Origin of the sequence: Alteromonas sp. D210916BOD_24, assembly GCF_047159385.1 — a bacterium.
Classification (GTDB): domain Bacteria; phylum Pseudomonadota; class Gammaproteobacteria; order Enterobacterales; family Alteromonadaceae; genus Alteromonas.
In genome coordinates, this window is record NZ_AP038333.1 from 3,111,131 (window position 1) to 3,134,956 (window position 23,826).

General features: G+C 43.2%; 21 protein-coding genes. 14 read left to right on the forward strand and 7 right to left on the reverse strand.

What is annotated here, in order from left to right; all coding sequences use genetic code 11:
• Positions 1-13: 13 nt before the first annotated feature.
• On the forward strand, positions 14-499 hold the full coding sequence (locus tag ACMCM8_RS13495; RefSeq protein ID WP_412723131.1) for a Rab family GTPase: 486 nt from the start codon (positions 14-16) through the stop codon (positions 497-499).
• 10 nt (positions 500-509) lie between these two features.
• Positions 510-2,630 (forward strand): sensor domain-containing protein, encoded by a 2,121-nt coding sequence (locus ACMCM8_RS13500; RefSeq protein WP_412723132.1) that lies wholly within the window; start codon positions 510-512, stop codon positions 2,628-2,630.
• Here ACMCM8_RS13500 and fghA read toward each other — a convergent pair.
• Positions 2,623-3,465, reverse strand: coding sequence for an S-formylglutathione hydrolase (fghA, locus tag ACMCM8_RS13505; RefSeq protein ID WP_412723133.1), 843 nt, complete (start codon positions 3,463-3,465; stop codon positions 2,623-2,625). The two genes, ACMCM8_RS13500 and fghA, sit on opposite strands and share 8 nt — an antisense overlap.
• A gap of 114 nt (positions 3,466-3,579) precedes the next feature.
• Here fghA and ACMCM8_RS13510 point away from each other — a divergent pair, with 114 nt between their 5' ends.
• The 5 genes from ACMCM8_RS13510 (at position 3,580) to ACMCM8_RS13530 (ending at position 8,141) form a co-directional block, all read left to right on the forward strand.
• Entirely contained in the window at positions 3,580-4,494 is a 915-nt protein-coding gene (locus ACMCM8_RS13510; protein ID WP_412723134.1) for an acyltransferase, read from the forward strand.
• Positions 4,491-5,384, forward strand: a complete 894-nt coding sequence (locus ACMCM8_RS13515) for an acyltransferase (RefSeq protein ID WP_412723135.1) — start codon at positions 4,491-4,493, stop codon at positions 5,382-5,384. The genes ACMCM8_RS13510 and ACMCM8_RS13515 overlap by 4 nt, the downstream gene beginning before the upstream one ends.
• A gap of 3 nt (positions 5,385-5,387) precedes the next feature.
• Entirely contained in the window at positions 5,388-6,701 is a 1,314-nt protein-coding gene (locus ACMCM8_RS13520; RefSeq protein ID WP_412723136.1) for a mechanosensitive ion channel family protein, read from the forward strand.
• Between the two features lie 301 nt (positions 6,702-7,002).
• Entirely contained in the window at positions 7,003-7,299 is a 297-nt protein-coding gene (locus ACMCM8_RS13525; RefSeq protein ID WP_412723137.1) for a hypothetical protein, read from the forward strand.
• Positions 7,296-8,141: an IS3 family transposase gene (locus ACMCM8_RS13530; protein ID WP_412727628.1), complete on the forward strand. Its 846-nt coding sequence runs from the start codon at positions 7,296-7,298 to the stop codon at positions 8,139-8,141. Before ACMCM8_RS13525 ends, ACMCM8_RS13530 begins: the two co-directional genes overlap by 4 nt.
• A gap of 66 nt (positions 8,142-8,207) precedes the next feature.
• On the opposite strand, the gene ACMCM8_RS13535 is transcribed toward ACMCM8_RS13530, so the two are convergent.
• Positions 8,208-8,399, reverse strand: coding sequence for a hypothetical protein (locus ACMCM8_RS13535; protein WP_014950735.1), 192 nt, complete (start codon positions 8,397-8,399; stop codon positions 8,208-8,210).
• A gap of 319 nt (positions 8,400-8,718) precedes the next feature.
• Here ACMCM8_RS13535 and ACMCM8_RS13540 point away from each other — a divergent pair, with 319 nt between their 5' ends.
• Together ACMCM8_RS13540 and ACMCM8_RS13545 are read left to right on the forward strand one after the other, a co-directional pair.
• A complete protein-coding gene (locus ACMCM8_RS13540) occupies positions 8,719-9,534 on the forward strand; it encodes a DUF2884 family protein (RefSeq protein ID WP_412723138.1) in 816 nt (271 codons plus the stop codon).
• Between the two features lie 146 nt (positions 9,535-9,680).
• On the forward strand, positions 9,681-10,493 hold the full coding sequence (locus tag ACMCM8_RS13545) for an NAD-dependent epimerase/dehydratase family protein (RefSeq protein ID WP_412723139.1): 813 nt from the start codon (positions 9,681-9,683) through the stop codon (positions 10,491-10,493).
• Between the two features lie 103 nt (positions 10,494-10,596).
• Here the strand turns inward: ACMCM8_RS13545 and ACMCM8_RS13550 are convergent, their stop codons facing one another.
• Both ACMCM8_RS13550 and ACMCM8_RS13555 read right to left on the reverse strand, forming a co-directional pair.
• Entirely contained in the window at positions 10,597-12,018 is a 1,422-nt protein-coding gene (locus ACMCM8_RS13550; protein WP_412723140.1) for a sodium-dependent transporter, read from the reverse strand.
• A 187-nt stretch (positions 12,019-12,205) separates the two neighbouring features.
• Entirely contained in the window at positions 12,206-12,931 is a 726-nt protein-coding gene (locus tag ACMCM8_RS13555) for an SDR family NAD(P)-dependent oxidoreductase (protein WP_412723141.1), read from the reverse strand.
• Between the two features lie 264 nt (positions 12,932-13,195).
• Here ACMCM8_RS13555 and msrA point away from each other — a divergent pair, with 264 nt between their 5' ends.
• Positions 13,196-13,741: a peptide-methionine (S)-S-oxide reductase MsrA gene (gene msrA / locus ACMCM8_RS13560; RefSeq protein WP_412723142.1), complete on the forward strand. Its 546-nt coding sequence runs from the start codon at positions 13,196-13,198 to the stop codon at positions 13,739-13,741.
• 71 nt (positions 13,742-13,812) lie between these two features.
• On the opposite strand, the gene ACMCM8_RS13565 is transcribed toward msrA, so the two are convergent.
• A complete protein-coding gene (locus tag ACMCM8_RS13565) occupies positions 13,813-14,934 on the reverse strand; it encodes a hypothetical protein (protein ID WP_412723143.1) in 1,122 nt (373 codons plus the stop codon).
• 228 nt (positions 14,935-15,162) lie between these two features.
• On the opposite strand from ACMCM8_RS13565, the gene ACMCM8_RS13570 reads away from it, so the two are divergent.
• The 4 genes from ACMCM8_RS13570 (at position 15,163) to ACMCM8_RS13585 (ending at position 18,929) form a co-directional block, all read left to right on the forward strand.
• Positions 15,163-17,004 carry an alkaline phosphatase family protein gene (locus tag ACMCM8_RS13570; protein ID WP_412727728.1) on the forward strand — a complete coding sequence of 614 codons (1,842 nt, stop codon included), beginning with the start codon at positions 15,163-15,165 and terminating at the stop codon, positions 17,002-17,004.
• A gap of 17 nt (positions 17,005-17,021) precedes the next feature.
• Positions 17,022-17,558: a flavodoxin FldB gene (gene fldB, locus ACMCM8_RS13575; RefSeq protein WP_412723144.1), complete on the forward strand. Its 537-nt coding sequence runs from the start codon at positions 17,022-17,024 to the stop codon at positions 17,556-17,558.
• Positions 17,559-17,590: 32 nt separating this feature from the next.
• A complete protein-coding gene (locus ACMCM8_RS13580) occupies positions 17,591-18,379 on the forward strand; it encodes a CLCA_X family protein (RefSeq protein WP_412723145.1) in 789 nt (262 codons plus the stop codon).
• 142 nt (positions 18,380-18,521) lie between these two features.
• Positions 18,522-18,929, forward strand: a complete 408-nt coding sequence (locus ACMCM8_RS13585; RefSeq protein ID WP_412723146.1) for an ExbD/TolR family protein — start codon at positions 18,522-18,524, stop codon at positions 18,927-18,929.
• Between the two features lie 84 nt (positions 18,930-19,013).
• On the opposite strand, the gene ACMCM8_RS13590 is transcribed toward ACMCM8_RS13585, so the two are convergent.
• Both ACMCM8_RS13590 and ACMCM8_RS13595 read right to left on the reverse strand, forming a co-directional pair.
• Positions 19,014-21,380: a cellulose synthase subunit BcsC-related outer membrane protein gene (locus ACMCM8_RS13590; RefSeq protein ID WP_412723147.1), complete on the reverse strand. Its 2,367-nt coding sequence runs from the start codon at positions 21,378-21,380 to the stop codon at positions 19,014-19,016.
• A 163-nt stretch (positions 21,381-21,543) separates the two neighbouring features.
• A complete protein-coding gene (locus ACMCM8_RS13595) occupies positions 21,544-23,817 on the reverse strand; it encodes a cellulose biosynthesis cyclic di-GMP-binding regulatory protein BcsB (protein WP_412723148.1) in 2,274 nt (757 codons plus the stop codon).
• Positions 23,818-23,826 lie beyond the last annotated feature (9 nt).

Below are 23,826 nucleotides of genomic sequence, written 5' to 3' on the forward strand. Positions count from 1 at the left end.
AGGAAAGGTTGCGGTGATTCAAAAGAAAGTGTGTATTTTAGGCCCCACTGGCGTTGGCAAAACAAGCTTAATTAAGCAGTTTGTAGAAGGTATTTTTTCCGAAAAATACAAAACCACCATTGGGGTAAAAATAGACAAGAAACACCTTAGCAACGGTGACCTCGATGTACAGCTACTATTGTGGGATCTAGAAGGTATTGACCGCTATTGCGGTTTTAACCCTCGCTATCTTCGCGGTGCGAGTGCCTGCATTATTGTCGTCGACCAAACCCGCTCCCAATCTCTTTTAGAGGGCATGGAAATATATGAGCTCGCTAAAGATCATTATCCCGATATCCCAGCGTTTTTTGTAATCAATAAAACCGATCTTCCCGCCAGCTGGCACTGGAGTGAAGAAGAGCTGGAAGCGTATATCGCAAAATTTTCGTCAGTCATAAAAACCAGTGCTAAAACGGGCGAAAATGTAGAGAATTTATTTAGCACTATCGCCTATTGGTAGGAGAGGCTTGATGGATATTCACTTATTAAATGCCCTCGGTATTACCAATTGTGCAATGTTTCGATTTCACAGTAGAAACGATATTGAGTGTTTAACGTTAGACATCCCTTGGCTGAATAGTCTTGCACTTTTTGACAACAGGAACCGTTTATCCGAATCCACTGTTCAATCTCTTTTTCTCAAAGACTTTTTAATAGATGCCTATGAAGTGTGGAAAGGCGACTACGCGTTTACCCTTTCTTCTGGTTTTTGGACTGAGCAATTAGACAACGGCTTGCTCAAACTGGAAGCGCTAGCCATCAACAGTGGTACAGGTGCTAAGTACCTAGTAGTTAAAAATGTAGAAGAAGAGTTTAACGATAAGCAAAGAACCCTGCAAACCGCACGGGAGTTATTGTTAAGTCATCATGAAATTGTCGGGCAACACGAGTACATTCGACACAAATTGAACGATGTACTCAGAAAAAACAAGCGATTACAAAAGCTCGTTCCCCCTATCCAACAAGCAATATACGACCTAGAAACCGGTGTCGTAATTTTGGACAACCAAGGTAACCTAGTTCTTGACAATAAAGCCGCTCATCGTTTGCTGGCGTGCAATATTGCAACTCCCAGTACTAAGCGGATCACTGATTTATTAGATCTGATGGAAGCCTCCCATTCTTTTCTTCCTTCACTGGTGAAAAAGAAATCTCCATGGCAGGGAGAATTGTACTGGCAACCCACCAGAAACGTAAATACTTGGCTGCAAATTACAATACATCCCGTTATGCACGGCAATGTTTTGACCCATTGGGTCTACCTGTTCACTGATATTTCTCACATTCACAACAAAAGAGAAAAAGTGCTCAATGCCGGGGGTATCGATTCGCTGACCAATATTGCCAACAGAAGCGTTTTTCTCGATACGGCACGGCGTCTAATCACCCAAGGCACGCCATTCAAATTGTTCATAATTGATATTTGTAACTTTAAGAAAATTAACGAAACCCTCAGTTACAAATCTGGCGATGAGATCCTTAAATCGTTTGCCTTACGCTTGCAATCATATGTCAGCAATCAAGGTTTTATTGCGCGTATAGGCAGTAATGAATTTGCCTTAATGAAAAGTGATGAATCCTTTAATCAACAATCTGTACAAGAGTACATTGAAAAGCTGATCGAAAAGTTAACCAAAACCTATACTGTACTGGATGGTATGGAACCCAATTTAGCCGTGAATATGGGTGAAGTGAGCTTTCCAAGTAACAGCGATTCAGCCGAAACACTGCTTTATCACGCTGATATAGCGCTTCAAGCGGCAAAGTATCAGGGTAAAAATATCGCGCTCACATACAGTAAAGAACTGCATCAACAGCACCATGCAGTGAATGAATTGGAGAATAAGCTACGCGAGGCCATTGAAAATAGTGAGTTGAAACTGTATTTGCAGCCTATTGTCGATTTGCGCACAGGGAAAATAGTCAAATGTGAAGCGTTAACCCGCTGGACTACGGGTGACGGCACTCAAATTTCTCCTGAAGTTTTTATACCGCTGGCGGAGAAAAGTGATCTTATCTTCCCGTTTGGCGATTGGCTAATCAACGAAGCTTGTCATGCTGTCAACACCTTAAAAGCGGCAGATTTAGATATCAGATTAGCGATCAATATTTCTGGGCGGCAAGTATCCAATCTCGCTCTGTTAGATCAAATTAAAACCGCATTGTACGAGCATCAGGTAACCGCAAACCACCTCTCGATAGAGTTAACAGAAAGTGTGTTTATTGAAAGCTTAGATGCGGTTTCCATCCTGCTTAACGAGTTGCGCACAATGGGAGTCACTATCTCAATAGATGATTTTGGTACCGGATTTAGCTCTTTGGTCTACCTTAAGAAACTCCCTATCGACGAACTTAAAATCGATCGCTCTTTCGTCAGCGAGCTGGAAAAAAATACCGACGATCAAGCAATTGTACAAGCCATCCTTGGCTTGGCTAAAAACCTCAGCATTAACATCATTGCCGAAGGTATAGAAACCCAGCAACAACAACGCTTCTTACAAGACAACCAATGTACATACGGACAAGGTTACTTATATCAGCGCCCTGTCGCCATTGCCGATTTTATCGCGCTGGCGAACAAGCTTAAATAAGCCCCATGTGACCGGCATGAAACTCTAAGTGCTCTTCGATAAATGACGCGATAAAGAAGTAGCTGTGATCATAACCTTCGTGCATGTTCAAAGTCAGTTGCGTATCTGAGTGTCGAGCGGCATGGACGAGGGTCTGGGGTTTGAGTTGTTCGTGAAGAAACTCGTCTTTAGTGCCCTGTTCGACCAACAAGGGAATATAATGGGTTTTGCTCGCCAATAAAACGGATGCATCATATTGCTGCCACTGCGTTTTGTCGTCCCCTATATAGTTCCCCAACGCCTTCTGTCCCCATGGGCAATCACTTGGGTTGGCAATAGGGCTAAAGGCAGAAACGGACACATATTTATTAGGGTTTCGCATACCAATAACTAATGCGCCGTGTCCCCCCATTGAATGCCCACTAATGGCCCGCTCTTTCGTCACGGGGAATTCACTCTCAATCAATACGGGCAATTCTTGTGTAATGTAACTGTACATCTGGTAGTGCTTGTCCCATGGCGCTTGCGTTGCATCGACGTAAAAGCCAGCGCCAAGTCCAAAATCATATGCGTTATTTTCGTCATCAGGCACTCCCTCACCGCGCGGAGATGTATCTGGCGCAACGATAGCCATTCCCAGCTCAGCGGCTAACTTCATGGCTCCGGATTTTTGCATGAAATTCTGATCGGTACAGGTTAATCCCGACAACCAGTAAAGCACGGGTACTGGCTTATCTGCACTAGCAAAGGGAGGAAGAAAAATTGCGAAAGTCATCTCACACTGGGTGGTTTTAGCTTGGTGGGTATATCGAAGGTGTCTTCCTCCAAATGCTCTATTTTCACCAATAAGTTCCATTACTGCTCCTTTTTAATCACTAATTTGTACCTTTATTGTCGAATCAGTAAAGGCTCTATCGGATTTTAGATCAAGTTCGTTTACACTAAGTGCCTAATTTTTGAGGTAAGTACAATGGTTAAAGCACTGTTGCATCATGTAGTTGGCACGATTTCTGTTCTTTTTTATATTTTTAATACCGTTTTATGGGCCACGCCTATTTTAATTTTGTCGGTGTTTAAACTGATACCTATTTCACCTTGGCGGCGATTGTTCTCTTATATTCTCGATGCATGCGCCACAGCGTGGATAAGCATGAATAACCTCAATCAAAAAGTGAGTGGAAGAACAAAGTGGCACGTCAACGGCTTGGAAAAACTGACCAGAGAAGATTGGTACCTAGTCATTGCTAACCATCAGTCATGGGTGGATATACTAGTGCTCCAGAGAGTATTTAACCGAAAAATCCCCTTCCTTAAGTTCTTCCTAAAAAAAGAACTTATTTACGTACCTATTCTCGGGCTCGCGTGGTGGGCACTGGACTTTCCCTTTATGCGTCGCCACTCAAAATCATTTCTGGCGAAACATCCTCATCTTAAAGGCAAAGATATGGAAACGACGCGAAAAGCATGTGAAAAATTTCGTTCAAAACCGGTCAGCATAATGAATTTCGTGGAAGGTACTCGATTTACCCAAGAAAAACACGACAGGCAAAACTCACCTTTTACCCATTTGCTCAAACCCAAGGCTGGGGGAATCGCTTTTGTGCTTTCTGCCATGGGCGATCAGCTTCACAAGCTCATTGATGTGACCATCGATTATCCACAAGGAGTGCCCTCATTTTGGGACTTTGTCAGTGGTAAAGTACGTAATATTCGGGTCAACATTGATGTTATGCCGATTAAAGATATTATGGAAAACGGCATCTTTAGCGACAAATATTTCGACGACCCGCAAGTTCGAGCGCGCTTCCAGACATGGCTAAATGAACGCTGGTATGCCAAAGACACTTTATTAGACTCAATTAACGCAACACAGAAACCATTATGATCCGTGCAGTACTCGCTCCCTTTATTTTTATTCTTCACACCGCATTACAGATTGCTAATCTCGCTTTGTGGGGCGGCCTAATTATTTTATTAGGGTTAGTTAAATTACTCATTCCCAATGGTTCTATCAGAACAGCGTGGAATAAATTGATGCATGCCCTAATGTTTAGTTTTGGGCGCATCAGTGTGAAATTAATTCGTTTATTCAATGACGTGGATATTGAATGTGCGGTACACGGTGAACTCGCCAAAGATCGTTGGTACTTGATTATCGCCAATCACCTTAGCTATCTCGACATTATACTTCTCATTGAATTTGCCACACATCGCATTCCCGCTCCCAAATTCTTTTTGAAAAAAGAACTGATTTGGATGCCTTTTGTAGGGTTGGGGGCGTGGGCACTGGATATGCCCTTTATGCATCGTTTCACACGTGCATACCTTGAGAAACACCCAGAGAAGAAGGGTAAAGATTTGGAAACCACTAAAGCCTATTGTGAAAAGTTTAGAACGGTTCCCACTACCGTCATTAACTTTGTCGAAGGTACGCGTTTTACCAGCGATAAGCATGCCGCAACACAAAGCCCGTATGCGCACTTGCTTCCTCCTAAGGCGGGAGGTGTGTCTTTTACGCTAGCGGCTATGGGTGAACTATTTACTAACGTACTCGATATTTCGTTACTGTACCCCGAGAACAGACGTCATCCGATGATGGCAATGTTAAGTGGCCAAATGACAAAAATTGTAATTGATGTCAATGTCACACCTGTACCTGAATTGCAGCAACAATCAACACGCAGCGACTCGGAATTCAGACTTTACTTTCAAGACTGGCTCAACAGTTTATGGAAGAACAAAGACAACCGGATTAAAAAGCTGTTGGAGTCATAACTTATGCAAGTGAGCAGCACCATTAGAGATTCCTTCATTCAGTTTGTAGAAGGGCTATTCCCAAATCTGACTACTGAAGATCCACTTTTTAACGTGCTGGCACTCAGCGCCATATTGCTTACTTCTGCGATCATCTATGTCGTAGCTCGCTTGCTGATTCGCCCACAAATCGCGCACTGGGTCTATCGCTCAAATAATCGCTGGGACAATGCACTACACGAGCATGGTTTCTTCAGACGCTTGATGCATTTGTTCCCCGCTTTATTTATCTATATTGCTACACCCGCGCTAATTCAAGACGAGGCCGTCATGCACGGTATCGTCATCAAGTGTGCGCAGCTGTATATGCTCTACAGTGGGTTGCTTGCACTCTATGCATTACTCAGTACTGTAGAAGACGTATACAACGCCTCGGCACTTGCTAAACGCGCGCCTATAACGGGATTTATTCAGGTGACTAAACTGGCATTTGCCATTGTCACTATATTGCTAAGTATTTCCCTTATTGTTGACAGAAGTCCCCTTTTAATCGTTTCTGGCTTGACGGCTATCGCTGCGGTCTTACTGCTAATCTTTCGAGATACTATTTTGGGATTTGTTGCCGGTATTCAGATAGCCGCCAACCGTATGTTTAATACGGGTGACTGGATCACTATGCCTAAATACGAAGTGGATGGTGAAATTCTCGAGATTGGGTTGACCAACGTAAAAGTCCAAAACTGGGATAAAACTATCTCTACTTTACCCACTTATAGCCTCACTACCGAAGCGGTAAAAAATTGGCGCGGCATGCAGGAATCTGGTGGACGCAGGATCAAAAGAGCTATCTATATCGACGTACATACTATAAAGCTGTGTGACAACAATATGCTCGACAGGTTTGCTCATATTCGCTACATCAACGAATACATTGATAAAAAGAAAAATGAGCTGCGCGCTTATCACAGAGACTATTCTATAGACGAGTCTGACCTGCTCAACAGTAGACGTTTAACCAATATTGGTACTTTCCGCGCTTACCTTGAAGCGTACTTAAGAAAACATCCTCAAATTAACCAAGAGCTTACATTAATGGTAAGGCAGCTTCCCCCAACAGAGCTTGGTTTACCTTTGGAGATTTACTGTTTTAGTGCAGAAAAAGAGTGGGTGAAGTACGAAAAAGTACAGGCTGATATCTTTGACCATGTATTAGCCATGCTAGATTTGTTCGACCTTCGCGCTTACCAACGCGATGGCTATTGGCCGTTAGCTGCACATAGAGATACCAGTCTATACACGCCGGTTGAAGCCGAATCCCCTCCTCCACATAATGAGTAAGTGGCTGTGCTATCAATGAAGATACAAATACAAAAAAACCGGCTATGAATGAAGTGACCCCCAATAGTTGGACATTCCAATTACTGGGGGTCTTTTTATGTCTAAACATCATCGAACTCTTAAGCTCAAAGTAGCAGAGTTTGCTTTATCTGAAAGCTCTTTGGCCGCAGGTGACAGATTCAATGTCACAGAATGACAGGTCCGTTACTGGACCGCTGTTTATCGAATTCATGGCGCTGAAAGTTTCAGGTCTGTTCACAAACCTTATTATCAAGCATTTAAAATAGAAGTGTTGAGAATAATGGCAGCTAACAACTGGTCACTCGGGTATACCAGTGCTTTCTTCGATTTATCGTCCCCCGGGATTCTATTTCAATGGCAAAAGCTATATGCTCGTGACGGCATCTCAGGTCTGAAACCAAAGAAAAAAGGAAAACCCCGCGTGAAAAACGACTCTTCTACGCCCAAACCATCATCTGAAATGACGGAAAAAGAACTCAGAGAAGAGTTGGACTATTTACGTGCTGAGAATGCTGTTCTAAAAAAGTTGGAAGCCTTGGCTCAAGCCAGAAAGAAAAAAGCAAAGACAAAACGATAGTCGTCGAAGAGCTCAAGGCCATTTATAGCTTACAAAATCTATTGAAAATCACAGGACTACCAAAGAGTGTTTATTACTATCATCGTAATACGCTGGAACGGTTGTGTCCCGATACTGGTTTATGCGCCAAAATACATAATATTTATCATAAACATAAAGGGCGATATGGCTATCGTAGAATTACCTCAGCCCTGAGAACGATGGGGCTTGTGATTAATCACAAGCGCGTACAACGCTTGATGAACGAGCTTGGTTTAAAGTCAAAGGTCAGAGCCAAACGTTATAAGTCCTACAAAGGAGAAGTCGGCAGAATCGCAGACAATACGCTCAATCGGGAATTTACGGCGGAGAAGCCTAATCAAAAATGGGTGACCGATGTGACAGAGTTTAAGATTAAAGACCAGAAAGTTTATCTGTCACCGATAATTGACCTGTTTAATCAGGAAGTTGTCAGTTATGAGGTACGAACCTCAGTTACATTACCATTGGTCACCGATATGCTTAAAGCCGCGACAAGTAAGCTAAAACGAGATGAAAAACCACTTATCCACTCGGATCAGGGTTGGCAGTATCAGAATAAACAGTACCAAAATCACCTTCGGGAAAACGGGTTACGTCAAAGTATGTCGAGGAAAGGAAACTGTTTAGACAATGCCGTTGCGGAGAACTTCTTCGGCATCTTAAAAACGGAGATGTATCACAACGAGACGTTCAAAGACGCTGACGAACTCATTGAAAACATAAAAGAATACATCGACTATTACAACAACGAGCGCATAAAGCTGAAACTAAAAGGCCTGAGTCCGATACAATATCGAAATCAGGCCTTGGCAGCCGCTTAGAAATGAGTCCAACTTTATGGGGTCACTTCATATGAAGCCGGTTTTTCTTGTTATCTATTGTACCTTTTAGGCCAACGCGTAAGCCATTAATAAGCAAAGTACTAAACCTGTCACACCGAAAAATCCGTATTCGATTTTTTCCTGCATGCCTTCAGCGCCAGCCTTTGCTGTCATAAAGCCCATAACGATGCTGCTTAGCCCAAGTGTAAAGGCAATTAGCGCAACACCAAACATAATTGCATTAATCCAATCAGCCATTGTGGTAACCCCTTAAAATAATTGGCGGTATTATGCACCAATTATAGTACTTTGAACATGCTTGACCACGCTTTAATTAGTTTGAATTTCCTGTCTTCATCACTCTGTTGATCTTGGTCAAAAATGCCACTTATTTAAGATTTACGCCAATTATTCGAAACCCATGAATATAGAAATTAACAACAAAGATTATAAAACATTGATTTTAAATGAAAATAAAAAATGGCAAGGGCATTGCTATCTCTAGGTATCACTACGAAAAAAACAATTAGCACCACAATCTTAAATTGCTTGGTCACTTTTGATAAAGGAAATAACGATGTCGAACAAACTTTTACTTTCAGTTGCCGTTGCGAGTGCGCTAGTTGGCGGGCAAGCATTAGCCCACGACTCTCATTATCAAACCAACAGTTGTGATATGGAATTGGATGGACACATACAATATTACCAAGGTGATCTGACCGTACATATGGACAATGGCGGAACACTGACTATCGATAAATACCATAACCTGACAATTAATGGAGAAAGCATTTCACTTGATAGTGAACAACAGCGCTGGGTGACAGAGTATTACGATAACATTGATATAGCTATTCCCATGACCTTAACTATTGCCAGTGAAGGTCTGGAGATTGCCAATGTTGCGGTGACCGAAGTATTTTCTGAACTATTGGGTAGTGACAACAGTATGGAAGATGATTTTCGCGATTTGTTCACTTCACTCGAAACCAAGCTTTCCACTTCGTTTTACGATGACGCTGGTAATATTCGCGTAGATTCTACTCAGTTTGACGAGCCGGGATGGTTTGATGACAGCTGGGAACAAGAATTCGAGTCGGAAATTGAATCGCTGATCAGTGAGTCAATGGGCAGAATTTTAATTGCCATAGGCACCCAGATGCTTTGGGAAGGCGGCGATATGTCAGAGTTTGAACAAAAGATGGAACGTTGGGGCGAAGATTTAGAAAGTCGTCTTGAGACACAAGCCGCTGCTTTAGAAGAAAAAGGCGATGCATTGTGTGAAATACTCCAAAAAGCAGATTACGCAGAAGGACAAATGCAGGCTTCAATCCCAGGATTAAAGGATTTGAACCTGCTTGATTTAGACAGCCACGACGAAATGAAAATGTAAGGTACACACCTGCAAAGGTAGACGATTGTCCCAACCTTATGCCGAGTTTAGTTATCTAGACTCGGTTTTTTTTATGACATTCCATTCAGACTCGGTAGTCTCTGGAGTAAGCTTACAACTATCAGATTGAATTCGAGTAAAAAAGCATGAAACAACAGGTAGTCATTTGTGGTTATGGGTGGTTGGGAGGATACCTAGGAACGTCACTCCAAAGAGGTAACACCATAATCGGCACGGTTAGGAATAAGGAAAAAGCAACACTTCTTAATAAACAAGGCATCACCGCAATCCAATATACCTTAGGCGATGATACTGGCATATTGTGTCATTACCTCAAAGATGCAACCTTAGTGCTTAACATACCTCCAGGAAGAAAAAACAACGACCTTGCGGATTTCTCAAGCAACATGTGCTCGCTAATTAATGATGCTATTGCGGCAGGCGTTGCGCATATCCTTTTTATTAGTACTACCTCTGTTTATGGTGACAGCACTGAAAACACAGTCACTGAGTACAGCGCCACTCACCCTGAAAGTGCTTCAGCAAAAGCGCATGTGGCCATAGAGCATCACCTAAGTTCGCTTGCGGACAAGGTCAAAGTGAGTATTGTGCGCTTGGCCGGGCTAGTAGGCCCCGATCGCCATCCAGCGTATTCATTGAGTGGGCGTACCGTAAGTGCAGGCAACAAACGCGTTAACCTGGTACATATCAATGATGTAGTAGATGCACTTCGCACGATCATTTCCTCACCGTCAGCACAATCACTTTACGTATTGTGCAGCACCAGTCACCCCAAACGCGGAGAATATTATACCCAAGCCGCTCAGGCCCTACATATTCTTCCCCCTGAGTTTAGCGATACACAACTAGCTCCCTGTGGCAAGGTGGTAGATGCCACGCAAAGCTGGCGTGCGCTTAACCTTGCTCCAGTATATGCCTCACCTTTTGATATGTACTAAGTGCGCTTCACTACGCTCTACTCGAATTATCTGACACAAATAAAAAACGGCGACAAAAAACATTGTCGCCGTTTATCAGGCAAAATCAGACCCTGTTAAAGCATTAACCAAATAAACTTATCCCGAAGTATTTGACCGCCACGGTATTGCTGAAAATCACCAGTAGGATAAGCGGTATAAACGTTTTTAAGGAAATATCTACGTATTTTTCAAACCAGCTACCTTTAAAGCCGGCGCTTCCCTCTTCAAGAGAAGCGTTGAAATTAGCACTCTTCCAGCGATGAATGACGAAAATACAAATAAGCAATCCGTTTAACGGTAAAATAGTTTCGTAAAACACATCGATAATAACGTCAAAAAGTGACTTATCGACACCAGCGTAGTGCATAAACGTCGTCAGGAATTCTATTTTCCCAAAAGATAGCGCACTAAGGATCGCAAGCACTATCATTACACTTCCAAGCGATGTAAGTGCCCACTTTCGGCTTACGCCTTTTTCATCCATGAGTGCTGCAACAGGCACCTCAAAAATTGATACTAACGAGGTAATAGCTGCGAAAAAGACCAATAAGAAAAATAAGCTGGCTACCACAGAAGCGCCCACATAACCAATGGAGTCCTGAAGTGCTAAGAAAATGTTCGGCAAATAGGTGAAAATCATGCCCACCGAAGACTCGCTGAGTTCATCGGGATTTATCTCTGGGTTAAAAGAAAAAATGGCTGGTAATATCATCAGGCCAGCAGTAAAAGCTACCGCCGTATCGGTCAATGCGACCAGCTTTGCGGAATTGGGTACGTCGGCGCGCTTATCAATATAGCTGCCATACGTGATGAGGATCCCCATGCCCAAAGAAAGCGAGAAAAACGCCTGAGACAACGCACCATTTACCACTGATGCGGTTAACTTTGAAAAGTCAGGTACAATATAAAATTCTACGCCCGCCATAGCATTGTCGCGGGTTAACACAAACACCACTAACCCAATAAGCATGACGAATAATGCCGGCATTAACAGCTTTGCAGCTTTTTCTATCCCTTCTTTGACTCCACCCTGTAAGATGAGATAGACCACGCCAACCACGACCGCCATATAAGCAAAAATAGCAGGGGAGTTTATAAACAGGCCAAAGGTGTCTGGGTTTGCGAGCTTGTCGAGATTACCGCTTACTGCTTCAAATAAATAGCCAAAGATCCACACCGTAATGACCATGTAGAACACCGCAATCATAAACGGGGTTGCGATGGCTAACCAACCCGCGATTTTCCATTTGGGGCTTTCATTACTAATTGCACTGTATGCACCTAACGGGTCTTTCTTGGCATGACGTCCTACTGACATTTCAGCCAGCATTACAGGCAAGCAAATAGCGAAAACAAAAATAGCGTACATCAAAAGGAATGCACCGCCGCCATTTTTCGCAGCTCCCACGGGGAAACCTACCAAGTTGCCGATACCTACTGCAGAGCCTGCAGCAGCTAATATAAAACCTATGCGCGATCCGAACTGTTCTCTGGCCCCGCTCATATCCCTTCCTCTTGTTGAGTTATTGTTATTAATTATCGGGATGGCGTTACTTATGGTGACTCACTTGTGGCGTCAACGCGTTGTATTGCACTCTACCAATACGCTGCACCATTCCCAAAATAGCATGGTAACAGCAGTGAAATAAAAAGTCTTGATGTTGCCTACACAGAAATCTGGTCAGACCGTATCACCAGGTTACCACTTGACCGTCCCAATCAATAAAATGACAGGCTTTGCTGCGATCTAGTGAGGATATATGCTTCACCAACTGGCCTGCCGTAAAAAAAGGGGTGAACAGTTTATTTACCGCCACGTTTTTTTGAAAAGGTTCGGAAAGTTCAGTATCAACGGTGCCTGGGTGATAGCACACTAAAACCACATCTTTCAGTCGGCGTTTATACTCTACAGACGCGGTTTTCATCAGCATATTTAATGCGGTTTTAGAAGCTCGATAGCCGTACCACCCTCCAAGTTCATTATCAGTGATGCTACCCACTCGTGCACTCAAACACACCAACGTCGACACGTCCTTGTTCATCACCCCAATTAAGTGCTTTAACCAAAGTGCAGGTATAATGGTATTGGTGGCAAAATATTCTCTAAGCGCCACTTCAGAAATATCTTCTAAGCGCTTTTCGGGCAGGATATCCCTATCTGAATTGTGTAAAAACCCCGTGGTTATCACCACCGTATTCAAGTTGATCCCCTGACCTTTGAGATCACTGACAAATTCGCCAATATTTTTTTCGTTTTGCTCAAGTATCTGTGTTGTCACCACCTTGTCTGGGTATTCGGTTGTATCAATTGGTCGCCGGCTCACCGCAAAGACCTTGTCACTGGTGAGAGCCAATTCCTTCACAACAGCCTTGCCTATTCCTCCTGACGCCCCTATCACAAAGCTATAACTTTTCATTATTTTCTCCGGGTATACAACGGTCGCACGTGTCTTATTTGTAGTCAGACACACTACACTCCTACCATTTTGCCGTGCACTAATAGCACACCATCTCGTCTTGGGTAAAAAAGAAGACGCTACCACTGATTATCGACAACTATTTTTATAATTTGATATGCGTTTATACGATAAAAAAACACCATCGGATGACTTGTGTAATGCCCTACTCGCACCCACACTAGGGCTTAAGCTTTAAGCATGACGATAATGTGAGGTTTTATCATGGCAAATTTACAGGTAGCAACGCTGGCGGGCGGCTGCTTTTGGTGTATCGAGTCAGCATTTAACAGTGTTGATGGCGTGGAAAAAGCTATCTCGGGCTACGCTGGGGGAGATAAAAATGACCCTACTTATGAGGAAGTGTGTAGCGGTAATACAGGTCATGCTGAAGTGGTACAAATAACCTTTGATGCCGATGTCATTACTTACCGTGAAATTCTGGAAATCTTTTTTGCGCTACACGACCCGACACAAGTCAATCGCCAAGGAAACGATATAGGCACTCAATATCGCAGCGCGATATTTTACCATGATAAAGGGCAACAAGCAGAAGCACAGAAAATCATTAGGGAGATTAACGACGAAGCGATATGGCCAGACCCTGTGGTAACGGAAATTGTTGAAATTAACAATTATTACCCAGCGGAAGATTACCATCAGAGTTATTTTAAAAATAACCCGCAAAACCAATACTGTTCAATGGTTGTCGCCCCGAAGCTGGCTAAATTTAAAAAGACTTTCGCATCTCGCTTGCGCGTCGAAGGCTAACACTAAATACTTTCTACATCAGTCATTCGGGGCCATATTGGGCCCCGTTTTGTTGAGAAGTGCTCTTCCCTCTACTCGAACCAGCTCGCTTTTATCTCTAACGGGAACAGCAAGGGTGCCAAGTCGGCATAATGAGCTTTATCTGCCTCACAGATGGCATTTTTCATGTAATTCTTCTCCCACGGGTCATTGATGATCCAAAGGGTATTATCAGCCACCACCAAGCCTTCCATCGACGCATTATCCATTGTGTATTCGCCGCAGGCCTCTTTGCCATTCACTTTAAAATTGATAGGAATGCGCTTGGTTGTTTTTTGTTTGGCTAAGTCGATAACCCAAAGTTCATTGTCATTTCTGGCGGCGGCAAGTAAAAATACGTCACCCTGCGGTGTCGCGTAATGTGCCAATCCATTGATAGGATGAGCACCACCAGTAAACGATGGCAATAAAAGTTGAGGATCCGTTACACTGGCAAATTCGCTTGATGAGAAAAAGTCTTCACCAATAGTAAGCGAAAAAATTCTCGGTTGACTGGCTTTGTCTTTCTCAAGGCCTAAATACAAGGTCCCTTCTGAGGTCATAGTTAAACCTTCAATGCCATCGTTGGGAAAATTACCTACGTCATATTCCAGTGGGAACTGCAGCGCCCTGACGGCGCTCATCTCTACTTTCCCCTCTCCTTTACGGGTAAGTTTTACAAGAAGAGTCGGATAATCTGTAGAGCCTGTGGCTTCGTATTGACTTTCACAGCGAGGACTCAATGCGCCAGTGCGCGTCGCATCTTCAGTTACCGTGTAGATAATATTGGGATCCCGTGGATCAACGGCCAGCGCTTCAAGGTCTGGTTGGTCGCTTAAATAACGGTAAAAACAACTGCGTCTTACCGAAGCAGAAAAACTGAATGTTTCAGTAGAGGTCAATAATTTCGCCTCTTGGGGTGAGATAACATGCAATTTGAGTTGCTGAGAAGAATCGGCACTTGCATCGGCTATTGTCACTAGCTGACCATCCAGTGCAATCAAACCCGACGTTTGCGGATCAAACATTACCTTACCGTCGTTGTCGGTGATCCACTCTCCCACCGTCACTTCACTTAAATCTGCTTTCTTCGGAACAATAACCACGTCTTTTGGCTCGCTACACGCTGATAGCAGCATGACAGAGCACATGACAAAAATTGATTTTCTTAACATGCCAAAAAACTTCCTTTTTCGCTTATAGCCCTGCGGCCACGAATTAAAATGTAAGAGAGTATATCGAGCATACCGTTTATAGACAAAAAAGAGTAAGGTTAGTATACCGTGTTGATTTGCCTGAGATGTTTTAACACCTTAGCCATCACCGCTCTATAATTCCGTATTGATATGTAAGAGGATTGCGTTATTTCTTCCCAAACACTTCCTTTGGTTATTGCCGGCCCAATGGTGCGTAAAGTGACAGCGTCGACCTGCCATATTTGGGTAGTGACCAGTATTCCTACCTCTCCCTCACTGGCATTAGCCCTTGAAGAGGAACCACTTAGCGGGATGGTGCAAGCAGACACCGTTAAGGTAGGCTCGCGCGCTTTTATCCACCTTATTACTTTTAACGCGCAAAGCCCCTTTACAGAACGCAAGCGAATTAACTATCAGCTTGTCTTTGACGACGAACCCCATCAGTCTCTATGGATAAACGAGCAAAAAACATTACTTTACCCTGGGCAAACCCTTCTTAGTTTCCACTACACCGCTTACCCACGCACCATTTTGCACGGTTCTTGTCGAAAACCACATTTCCCAGGAGACGACGCCCTCATACAAGTGGATGAACTTCACCAAAAAGGATTTTCACACAGCGGAGACTTTCCCGACGTGTTATTGATGACGGGGGATCAAATCTATGCCGATGACGTGGCAGGTCCCATGCTCAAAGCGATACACTGTGTTATTGACCTATTGGGATTGTTTCACGAGTCGTTAGAAGGGGCCGTGGTGGAAAATACCAATGAACTCGCAACGCACCCCCTGGGTTTTTACCAACGCGAACTGCTACTCCCCCAGATTGCCACCAATACGGTATTGTCTTCGCTGTTTTTTGGTGCGAAAAAGAAACCTATTTTTACTTCTGTGAACGCCCACAATCACCTTATTGGCTGTGCTGAAATAATCGCGATGTACCTGTTGGTGTGGTCGGAAAATTTATGGCCGCTGGTGTCGATAGACAAACAGCACATAACCGATAAATACAGCGCCATTTTCGATAAAGAGAAGACTGCAATCGATAATTTCGTCCAACACCTGCCCAGAGTGAGGCGCGCTTTGGCGCACGTGCCCACTTACATGATATTTGATGATCACGATGTGACTGACGATTGGAACCTGACCCGAGGCTGGGAGCAGGAAGTATATGGCAACCCCTTGTCTAAGCGCATGATAGGCAATGCACTTATTGGTTACCTACTGTGTCAGGGCTGGGGAAATGCGCCCAAAAAGGTCGCAGCACTTATTGATAATATCCAGCAAAATACTCATGGCGAGGCGCTTGCCAATCACGATGCCATAATTGACGCGTTACTGGATTTCGACCAATGGCATTACCGTTTAGATACGACGCCCCCCATTGAAGTATTGGATACCCGAACCCAACGCTGGCGCTCAGAGTCGAATATGAATAAGCCCTCTGGACTGATGGATTGGGAAGCGCTATGCGATTTCCAGCACTCAATTATTGGCAAGGACGCGGTTATCGTGGTCTCGCCTGCCCCTATTTACGGAGTGAAAGTCATCGAAGTCATTCAAAAAGTGTTTACGTTTTTTGGTAAAGCGCTCACTGTCGATGCAGAGAACTGGATGGCTCATAAAGGCACAGCCAATGTGATCTTGAACATTTTCAGGCACTATAAGACACCACCAGAATTTATTATTTTATCAGGCGATGTGCACTATTCCTTTGTTTACGATGTGCGCCTGCGATTCAGACGTAACAGCCCTCATATCACCCAATTTACCTGCAGTGGTTTAAAAAATGCGTTCCCTGATGGCTTGATAAAATGGCTAGACAGATTAAATCGGGTGCTTTATCGCTCTAAATCCCCTTTAAATTTATTTACACGGCGACGCAATATGTCGGTAAAGCCACGACACCCGAGTACGGGGTATGGCGAATTATTCAACGGCTGCGCCATTGGTGTATTAAAAATTTCACACAATAGTGAGGAAGTACACTGCAAAGCTTTGTTGAGCAACGGTAAAGAGGTAGAATTCCCCCCCATCAACGATGATTAGTTCAAAAGAGGTATCTAATGAGTAGTGGCGCCCTGTCTATTGGTTTGTTTTATGGTTCTACGACCTGTTACACAGAGATGGCAGCGGAAAAAATTCAGGCCCAGCTCAATAGTTTGTTTGATGAAGACATCGTCGACTTACACAATATTAAAGAGGTCAGCCTGTCTCGTACAGCCGATTACGATATTGTCATATTTGGCATTTCCACTTGGGATTTTGGTGAATTACAGGAAGATTGGGAATCCCATTGGGAAGACGTTCATACCCTTGATCTAAGTGGAAAAACCATTGCCCTGTTTGGACTTGGCGACCAATTGGGGTACGGAGAATGGTTTCAAGACGCGCTGGGCATGCTTCACGACGCTATCTTACCGTCCGGCTGCAAAATTGTGGGTTACTGGCCCAACGAAGGCTACGATTTCACCGCATCAAAAGCCCTGACAGAAGATAAATCCCATTTTGTAGGGTTGTCTCTTGATGATGAAAACCAATATGATAAAAGCGATGCTCGCATTGAGGCGTGGTGCGAACAATTACTGGTTGCTATGGCCTAGTATTCACATAACGCGCTATACGAGCCTTCACATTGGACAATAAAGGTCGCCTACACCAGCAATTTTATCGCAATGGCCCTAGCCATAGAGATGGCGCGGATGTGTCATTCCAAGACATCAGAAAGTTGTTCAATTTCTCTACTATCACAGTGGGACGGTGGGTTACGGCACAGGAACAACAGATCGCCGCTAATTTATTTTTCGACGCGCTGTACGATCTGGTAGCGATCTTAAACGTGAATGAGCAAGTGTTATCTCTCAATGGATCCCTTTCTTTGGCATTTGGCAGTGGGGGACAAAAACACAGCAGCGCACATTACAACAGTGCCAAGCGGCAACTGGCGCTGGCTAAAAACGCGGGTGCAGGAGCGCTGGCCCACGAGTGGTTTCACGCCTTCGATCATTACATTGCCCCTCGTATGTTCAATGGGATCGCAGCAGGGAGTTTTGCTACCCAAGCGTGGTTAGACAATGCGCCAATGAACCCCCACCCCCTTAATCAAAAATTGAGCGATTGTTTCTCATTGTTGTTCTTAAATGATCAAAAGAGGCCCAATGAGTACTTTGTGCGATCAGTAGAGGCTGATCGCGCGTTAAAAATGTATTATTATGCGATCCCTCAAGAGATGGCTGCCCGCGCTTTTGAAGCTTGTATTCAGGATCACGAGATCAAAAATGCGTTCTTAGTACAAGGGACAAAAAAATCAACGGAAGCTAGACTTGGTATTTATCCTCATGGTAACTTGCGTACATCACTCAATCAGGCATTGATGTTGTATTTTTACCAATTAGGTGTCGCTATTTCACACAAACATCCCTAGGGTGTGGTTTTATTACAGTGAAATTGAGCGTTTTTCCAGCAACAAGTGTTAAAGAGCTCACTGTTTTTATACAAAAGTCTGTATATTTTTGTAACAAGCAGTATACTAAAGCGCTCGAACGTAACAGAAGAAAGAAGACGAGATGAAAAGAAAGAAGCATACCTCGGCTGAAGACGAGGCTCAGATTGATATGACCCCCATGTTGGACATCGTGTTCATCATGTTGATTTTCTTCATCGTAACGACCTCGTTCGTGAAAGAGAAAGGTTTAGATGTAAACCGTCCAGAAGACAATCAAGCGAAAAACGACAAGCCTTCAAAAGCGCTTTCGATTCGTATTGCTGCTGATGGCACCATTACTATGGGTGGTCGTGAAGTAGATATTCGTCGTGTTGTTGCTAACACGCAAACGTACCTTGCTAACAATAATACTGACTCTGCAGCTATCCAGGCCGATGAAGATACCGAACACGGCACTGTGGTAGAAGTAATGAACCAGGTAAAAGTAGCTGGTATCGAAAAAGTATCTGTACTTGTTAAAAAGAGCTAAAGCACTTTACAACAAGTAAGAAAAGCCGCCGTCAGGCGGCTTTTTTCGTTTACGCAGAGTGACTTTTATCTGCGCAACTGTACTTTACAATACAAAGTGACTAACGCGGGGCGAAGAAAGCAACAGTTCGTCACTTGTTACCCCATTTCCTTTCCCTGCGCGCCACCGGAATTGCAAGCCTGCTTGAAATGCTTGATATTCAACGGCGAATGCCTTTCCTATATACCCAGACACCACCCAGTTATCATTTAATCGATATTGCCCCTCAACAGTGATATTTCCACTTAACCCCGTTGATTGAGAATAACCAAGTGTTTCACTCGAATGACTATCAAAAGGGAATCGAGGGTCGTTGGTTTGCTCAACGCGAGATAGTGCAAGCGAGCTTCTTAACTTTATTTGCCAGTTGTAAGCCTCTGCTGTTAATAATTCTGAATAGCCCCCCATAGTGACAAAATAACTGGGGCTAAAATAGCCCCCATTACCATAGGTAAAACCACTGAGATTTTTATCGTAGCTTTTATAGCTCGCGAAAGGGCCAATACGCCAGTAATCTAAATGTTGGGAAACGCGCTCGGCAAAGTCATAATTCACATCCATACGAAATGATATGGCTTGATTTCGTGCAACTTGCTCTCCATTCAGAATGCTAAATTGAGCAGTTCCTGACATTGACCACTTAGGCGCGATAGCAAACGCTGCTAGAGCACTTCCCCCCTCCTCTAACACATACCCCCAGGGTTCGCGATGGGCCTCATTAAACGTTCCCGACTGACTTAATAAACTGTCATCTTTAGGTTTTCTAAATAAGGTGAGGGCTAGTGTCAAATTATCTAAAAAATGAGTGGTTGATAACTGACCGGTTACCTCAGTTGAAACTGGCTGATCTACCATACCGTATTCAATATTTAAGTAAAAATTAGCACTGTCTTTTTGATAAAGTGCTTCAATTCTTCCTCCAATATCTTCAAAACCACTAATTCCTTTAAATGGTTCAGTATCTAGTAGTAATTGCTCACTGCCAAACCAATCTCCAGTGGTAGGTAAACCACTGTAATACTGTTCATAGTTAATGGTGGCATTCCACAACCAGCGTTCATATTCACCGCCGATCCCTATGTACTGTGAGAGTACATCAAAATTACCCAGCCCTTTTTCACCACTACGTGAACGAAATGCAGTCCCATAAACTGCGGTTAAAGCGTCTTTATTCTGCGTTACAATTGCACGAGGTTCCCGCTCAAGGTAAGCAAGTAAAAATTGTTTTCTCCCCCAAGCACTTTCTGCAAGTTTCTTTTTTAAAATGGCGTCAATCAACGTAAATTGCGTTGCCAACCCTTCCAGCTTCTTTGGATTGGTACTGTTTAAGTTTATTAACGCCGTGGCAATATCTTCTCTATTTCCATTTTGTATTAGCAATGATTCAAATGTTTCATTAGCTAACGCTGTATTACCGCATTCTTTGGCGGCCCACCCCAGCAATTCTTTTTCGTTGTTGTGTAACGGACGTATTGTGTTTAACGCTATGGCAGATTGAATGCTTTGTTCAAACTTATCGTCGTTATAAAGATATGATTGGCGAAAAGACAGTAAATCCGCACAATAACGGTGATATATATTACTGTTTAACGCACATGCTATGTCAAAAGCTCGATCATATTTTTGTTGGGCGATAAGCGTTAAATATTGCCCCTCTTTATTTCCCTGTAGAGCAAATAACGCGTATGCCAATTCGAAATTTTTACCTTCATAATGTCGCCAGGCAGCACCTTCTATTTTGGTAAATACGTTGTCCCTATCTTCGTTTTCCAAATACTGCTGCAACAAAACAAAATCGCTTTGTTCTATGGCTTGTTCAATCATTCTATTTCTTATCAATAGCAGACCTTGCTGTATTGAATTTCGCTCTTCATCTGAAGTGGTGGTCTCTTTCGCCCTTGAAAATTGTTGTAGTGCAACTTCATCTAAAGCCTTATCTAGCGCCGTCCATGCCATCAACAAATAGATGTCACTACGACCAAGCACATTGCTTTTTTCGACTAACCGAAGAATATCTTGCTGGCTTACTTTTCTTCTCTGATCAGGAGTCAAGTTTGCAAAAACTTCGATTTCCTTAGGTAAGACACTGATGCTACTAGTGTCAGTATTTAACGCAGCGGTGTTCATATCTTGGTAATTGTTCAATATTTCCAACGCCAATATCACATCTTTCGGTACCGTCCAGTCAGGATGTAAAGCCTTTAAACGCGCATATTCATTATTTGCCAATAGCGTTTGGCGTTTTTCGATGTGATACCACAAGCCTGTCAAATCGAGTTTGGTAGAAAAGCGTGGAATGAGCCCAAGGTCTTTTTCCTGATAAACGGTATCTGTTTGCGCGATAGCCTCAGCGGCAAAGCACAGTAGTAAAACCGTAAGCCAGGTGCAGGTGAACCTAATAATTACTACCACACCATTTGCCCCTTTTGGTTTATATGAGTGAGTTGCAGAAAAGTTTGCCGTTGCTAAGCCTTGTCAACATCAAATAACCAATAGTCTTTGACAGGCTCGTTTTCCTTCTCACAGCAAGGTAAAATACCGTCTAATACATAGTGCTTTTACTGACCACCTTTGTTCACCAAGAATCCTTCACTTGTTTATTTCTTCGCTTAAGTAATAAGTGCACAACAATACTTACGAGAAGGACTAGCACCACAAACGAAATTAGCCAGTACCACGGGTTGTTGGATAACCACAAGCGCAAATGCAGCCATGAGTTTCCGGCTTCTCCAACTTCGTATTTTTCGCTAACTTGCATGACAAGTGATGGTTGCAGTGCGTTATTCCAGGCAAAAAAGTCGCCTGATAACTGCCCCCACATTGTCAAACTGACGAGATCATGAACCCGTGCTTCTAACAATTCAGGTGTTTGCGCAGCTAAAACAAAAAGAGTGTCATCTTGATTACTATTGGGATGCCGATGTGCAGTTAGCACGGCCTGATTGCCTAGTGAACTTTCTTGAACCGTGTTGCCATCTACACGCATCTGTTTAAACGACAAGTCGTTGCTCAACGTACGAATTTGATTATACAAATTATTTTGTAATCGATATGACCATCGATTTGTTTTCTCTACCGCTGTCGTAAAACTCCCCTGATCCAATTGGGTTAAACTTTGTGGTGTCCCCAATATCATACTGGTTCCATCTGGTACCTTCCTCTCACCTATTGAAATTTGGAAATTTAATATTGGTGATTTAGCAACTTGAGCAAATTTACCTGACAAGGTTAGTGCGCTATCAATAAAGTCTAATGACGGAATTCTTAAGGTAGTAAGAGGTGCTGACTTATAACGGGCAAACGGATAGGCCGTTTCAGACATCAGTGCCAAATTAGGTTGCACAGCGATAAAACCGGCACTGGGAAGAATGATTTTAGAAGCATTATTTAGCTGAAAAATTAAATGAGACCCAGGTATATCATCACAAGATACCCCTACCAAAGGAGCGCGTGCAGTGATATCAAAGTCAATATGGTTCGTCCCTCCCTTAAAAAACCTAGCAGGAATATTAAGTTGATAATCTCTATAGGCTGTACCATTTTCTTTATTAAGCATCAAACCATGGACCAATGCATTATTAACTCTCACATTCATGATAGAACCAGAGCCAAAGCCTGCACCGTATGCAAAATCTAATAGCAGCTCAACATTTGCACTCTCGGGAACATAAAAATCCGCAGGTAACCTCAAAGAGACTCTTTGAGAAAATTGACCTTCGTTGAGAAATTGTTGGGTGTCGACACCAATTGCTTCAAATGTATATTGACTACCGGGGGCTAACACGCCATTTCTGAGTAAGATTTCAGCCGACACATTACTCTGAGAATGCACTTTTATTCGATTAGTAGAGTTTAGTTCATCGTCCATTACCGCAAGTGTTTTTGCTGCGACCATGACATCGTCATGTGTTTTACCACTAACAATCAACCTATAACTGGCTGGAACAACAACTTTATTATCTACCACGAACGCTGGTGTGGTTTGCGTTTCAATAAAGGCTGTATCTATTTGGTTAATAACATCATCGGTAAGTACAGATGATAGTTCACTTACTGTACCTACCAGTACGTGAACCGGTTGTTTTTCTTCGTCCTTTAAATACCAGGCGCTGTGATGAAACTGATTTACCTTTTCTTCATCCCACATATCTCTTTCGGCATCTTTCGTTTCTGCAGATAAATAGCGATCATCTAATGATCTATGAAAAACGTGTAAAGGTTGATACTGATTACGCAACGCAAGAGCTTGGGCGACTAGAGGAAGTGATTGTTCCATTGTTCCCGCGGAAGGTTCCTTCGCAGTGTAAAGTGCTACTTCTCGTTGCCCAGCGACTCCAGGACTGAAAAAACCGCTTAATTCATTCAATGTAAACGCGTGATCTTTTGTACTGGTAGTCAAGGTTAACGATGAGTTATGTGCGTTAATTTCACTCCATAACTCTGGAGAATTTCCGTTTCCACATTGCGCTGCATAGTGTTGGCTTACAGAAAAAGTTAAGGCGTTAAAACCCACTCGCCACAGTGATTTGGGAATGGTGATCTCGGAAACAAGAGCAGGTCTATCAGGGTCGTATTCAACTTGGCCAATTGTCGCATTATTAAAGCGAACATATAGCTGAGAGCGCTTTTTTATAAGTGCCTTTGAACTGACGACTTCAATTTTTAATAGTGCTTTGTCAACTTGTACAATAGAATTGAGTGTTACTGGAATAGTAAATGAATCAGCACTGCCTTCTAAACGAACCGTACGTGCGCCATCGAAAAGCTCAGTGAGTCGGAATGTCTCTGTTTTCGCCTGCAACGAAAAAGAAGTAAGTACACTGACCAATAATAATAAATACGCTTTCATGACTTTCAC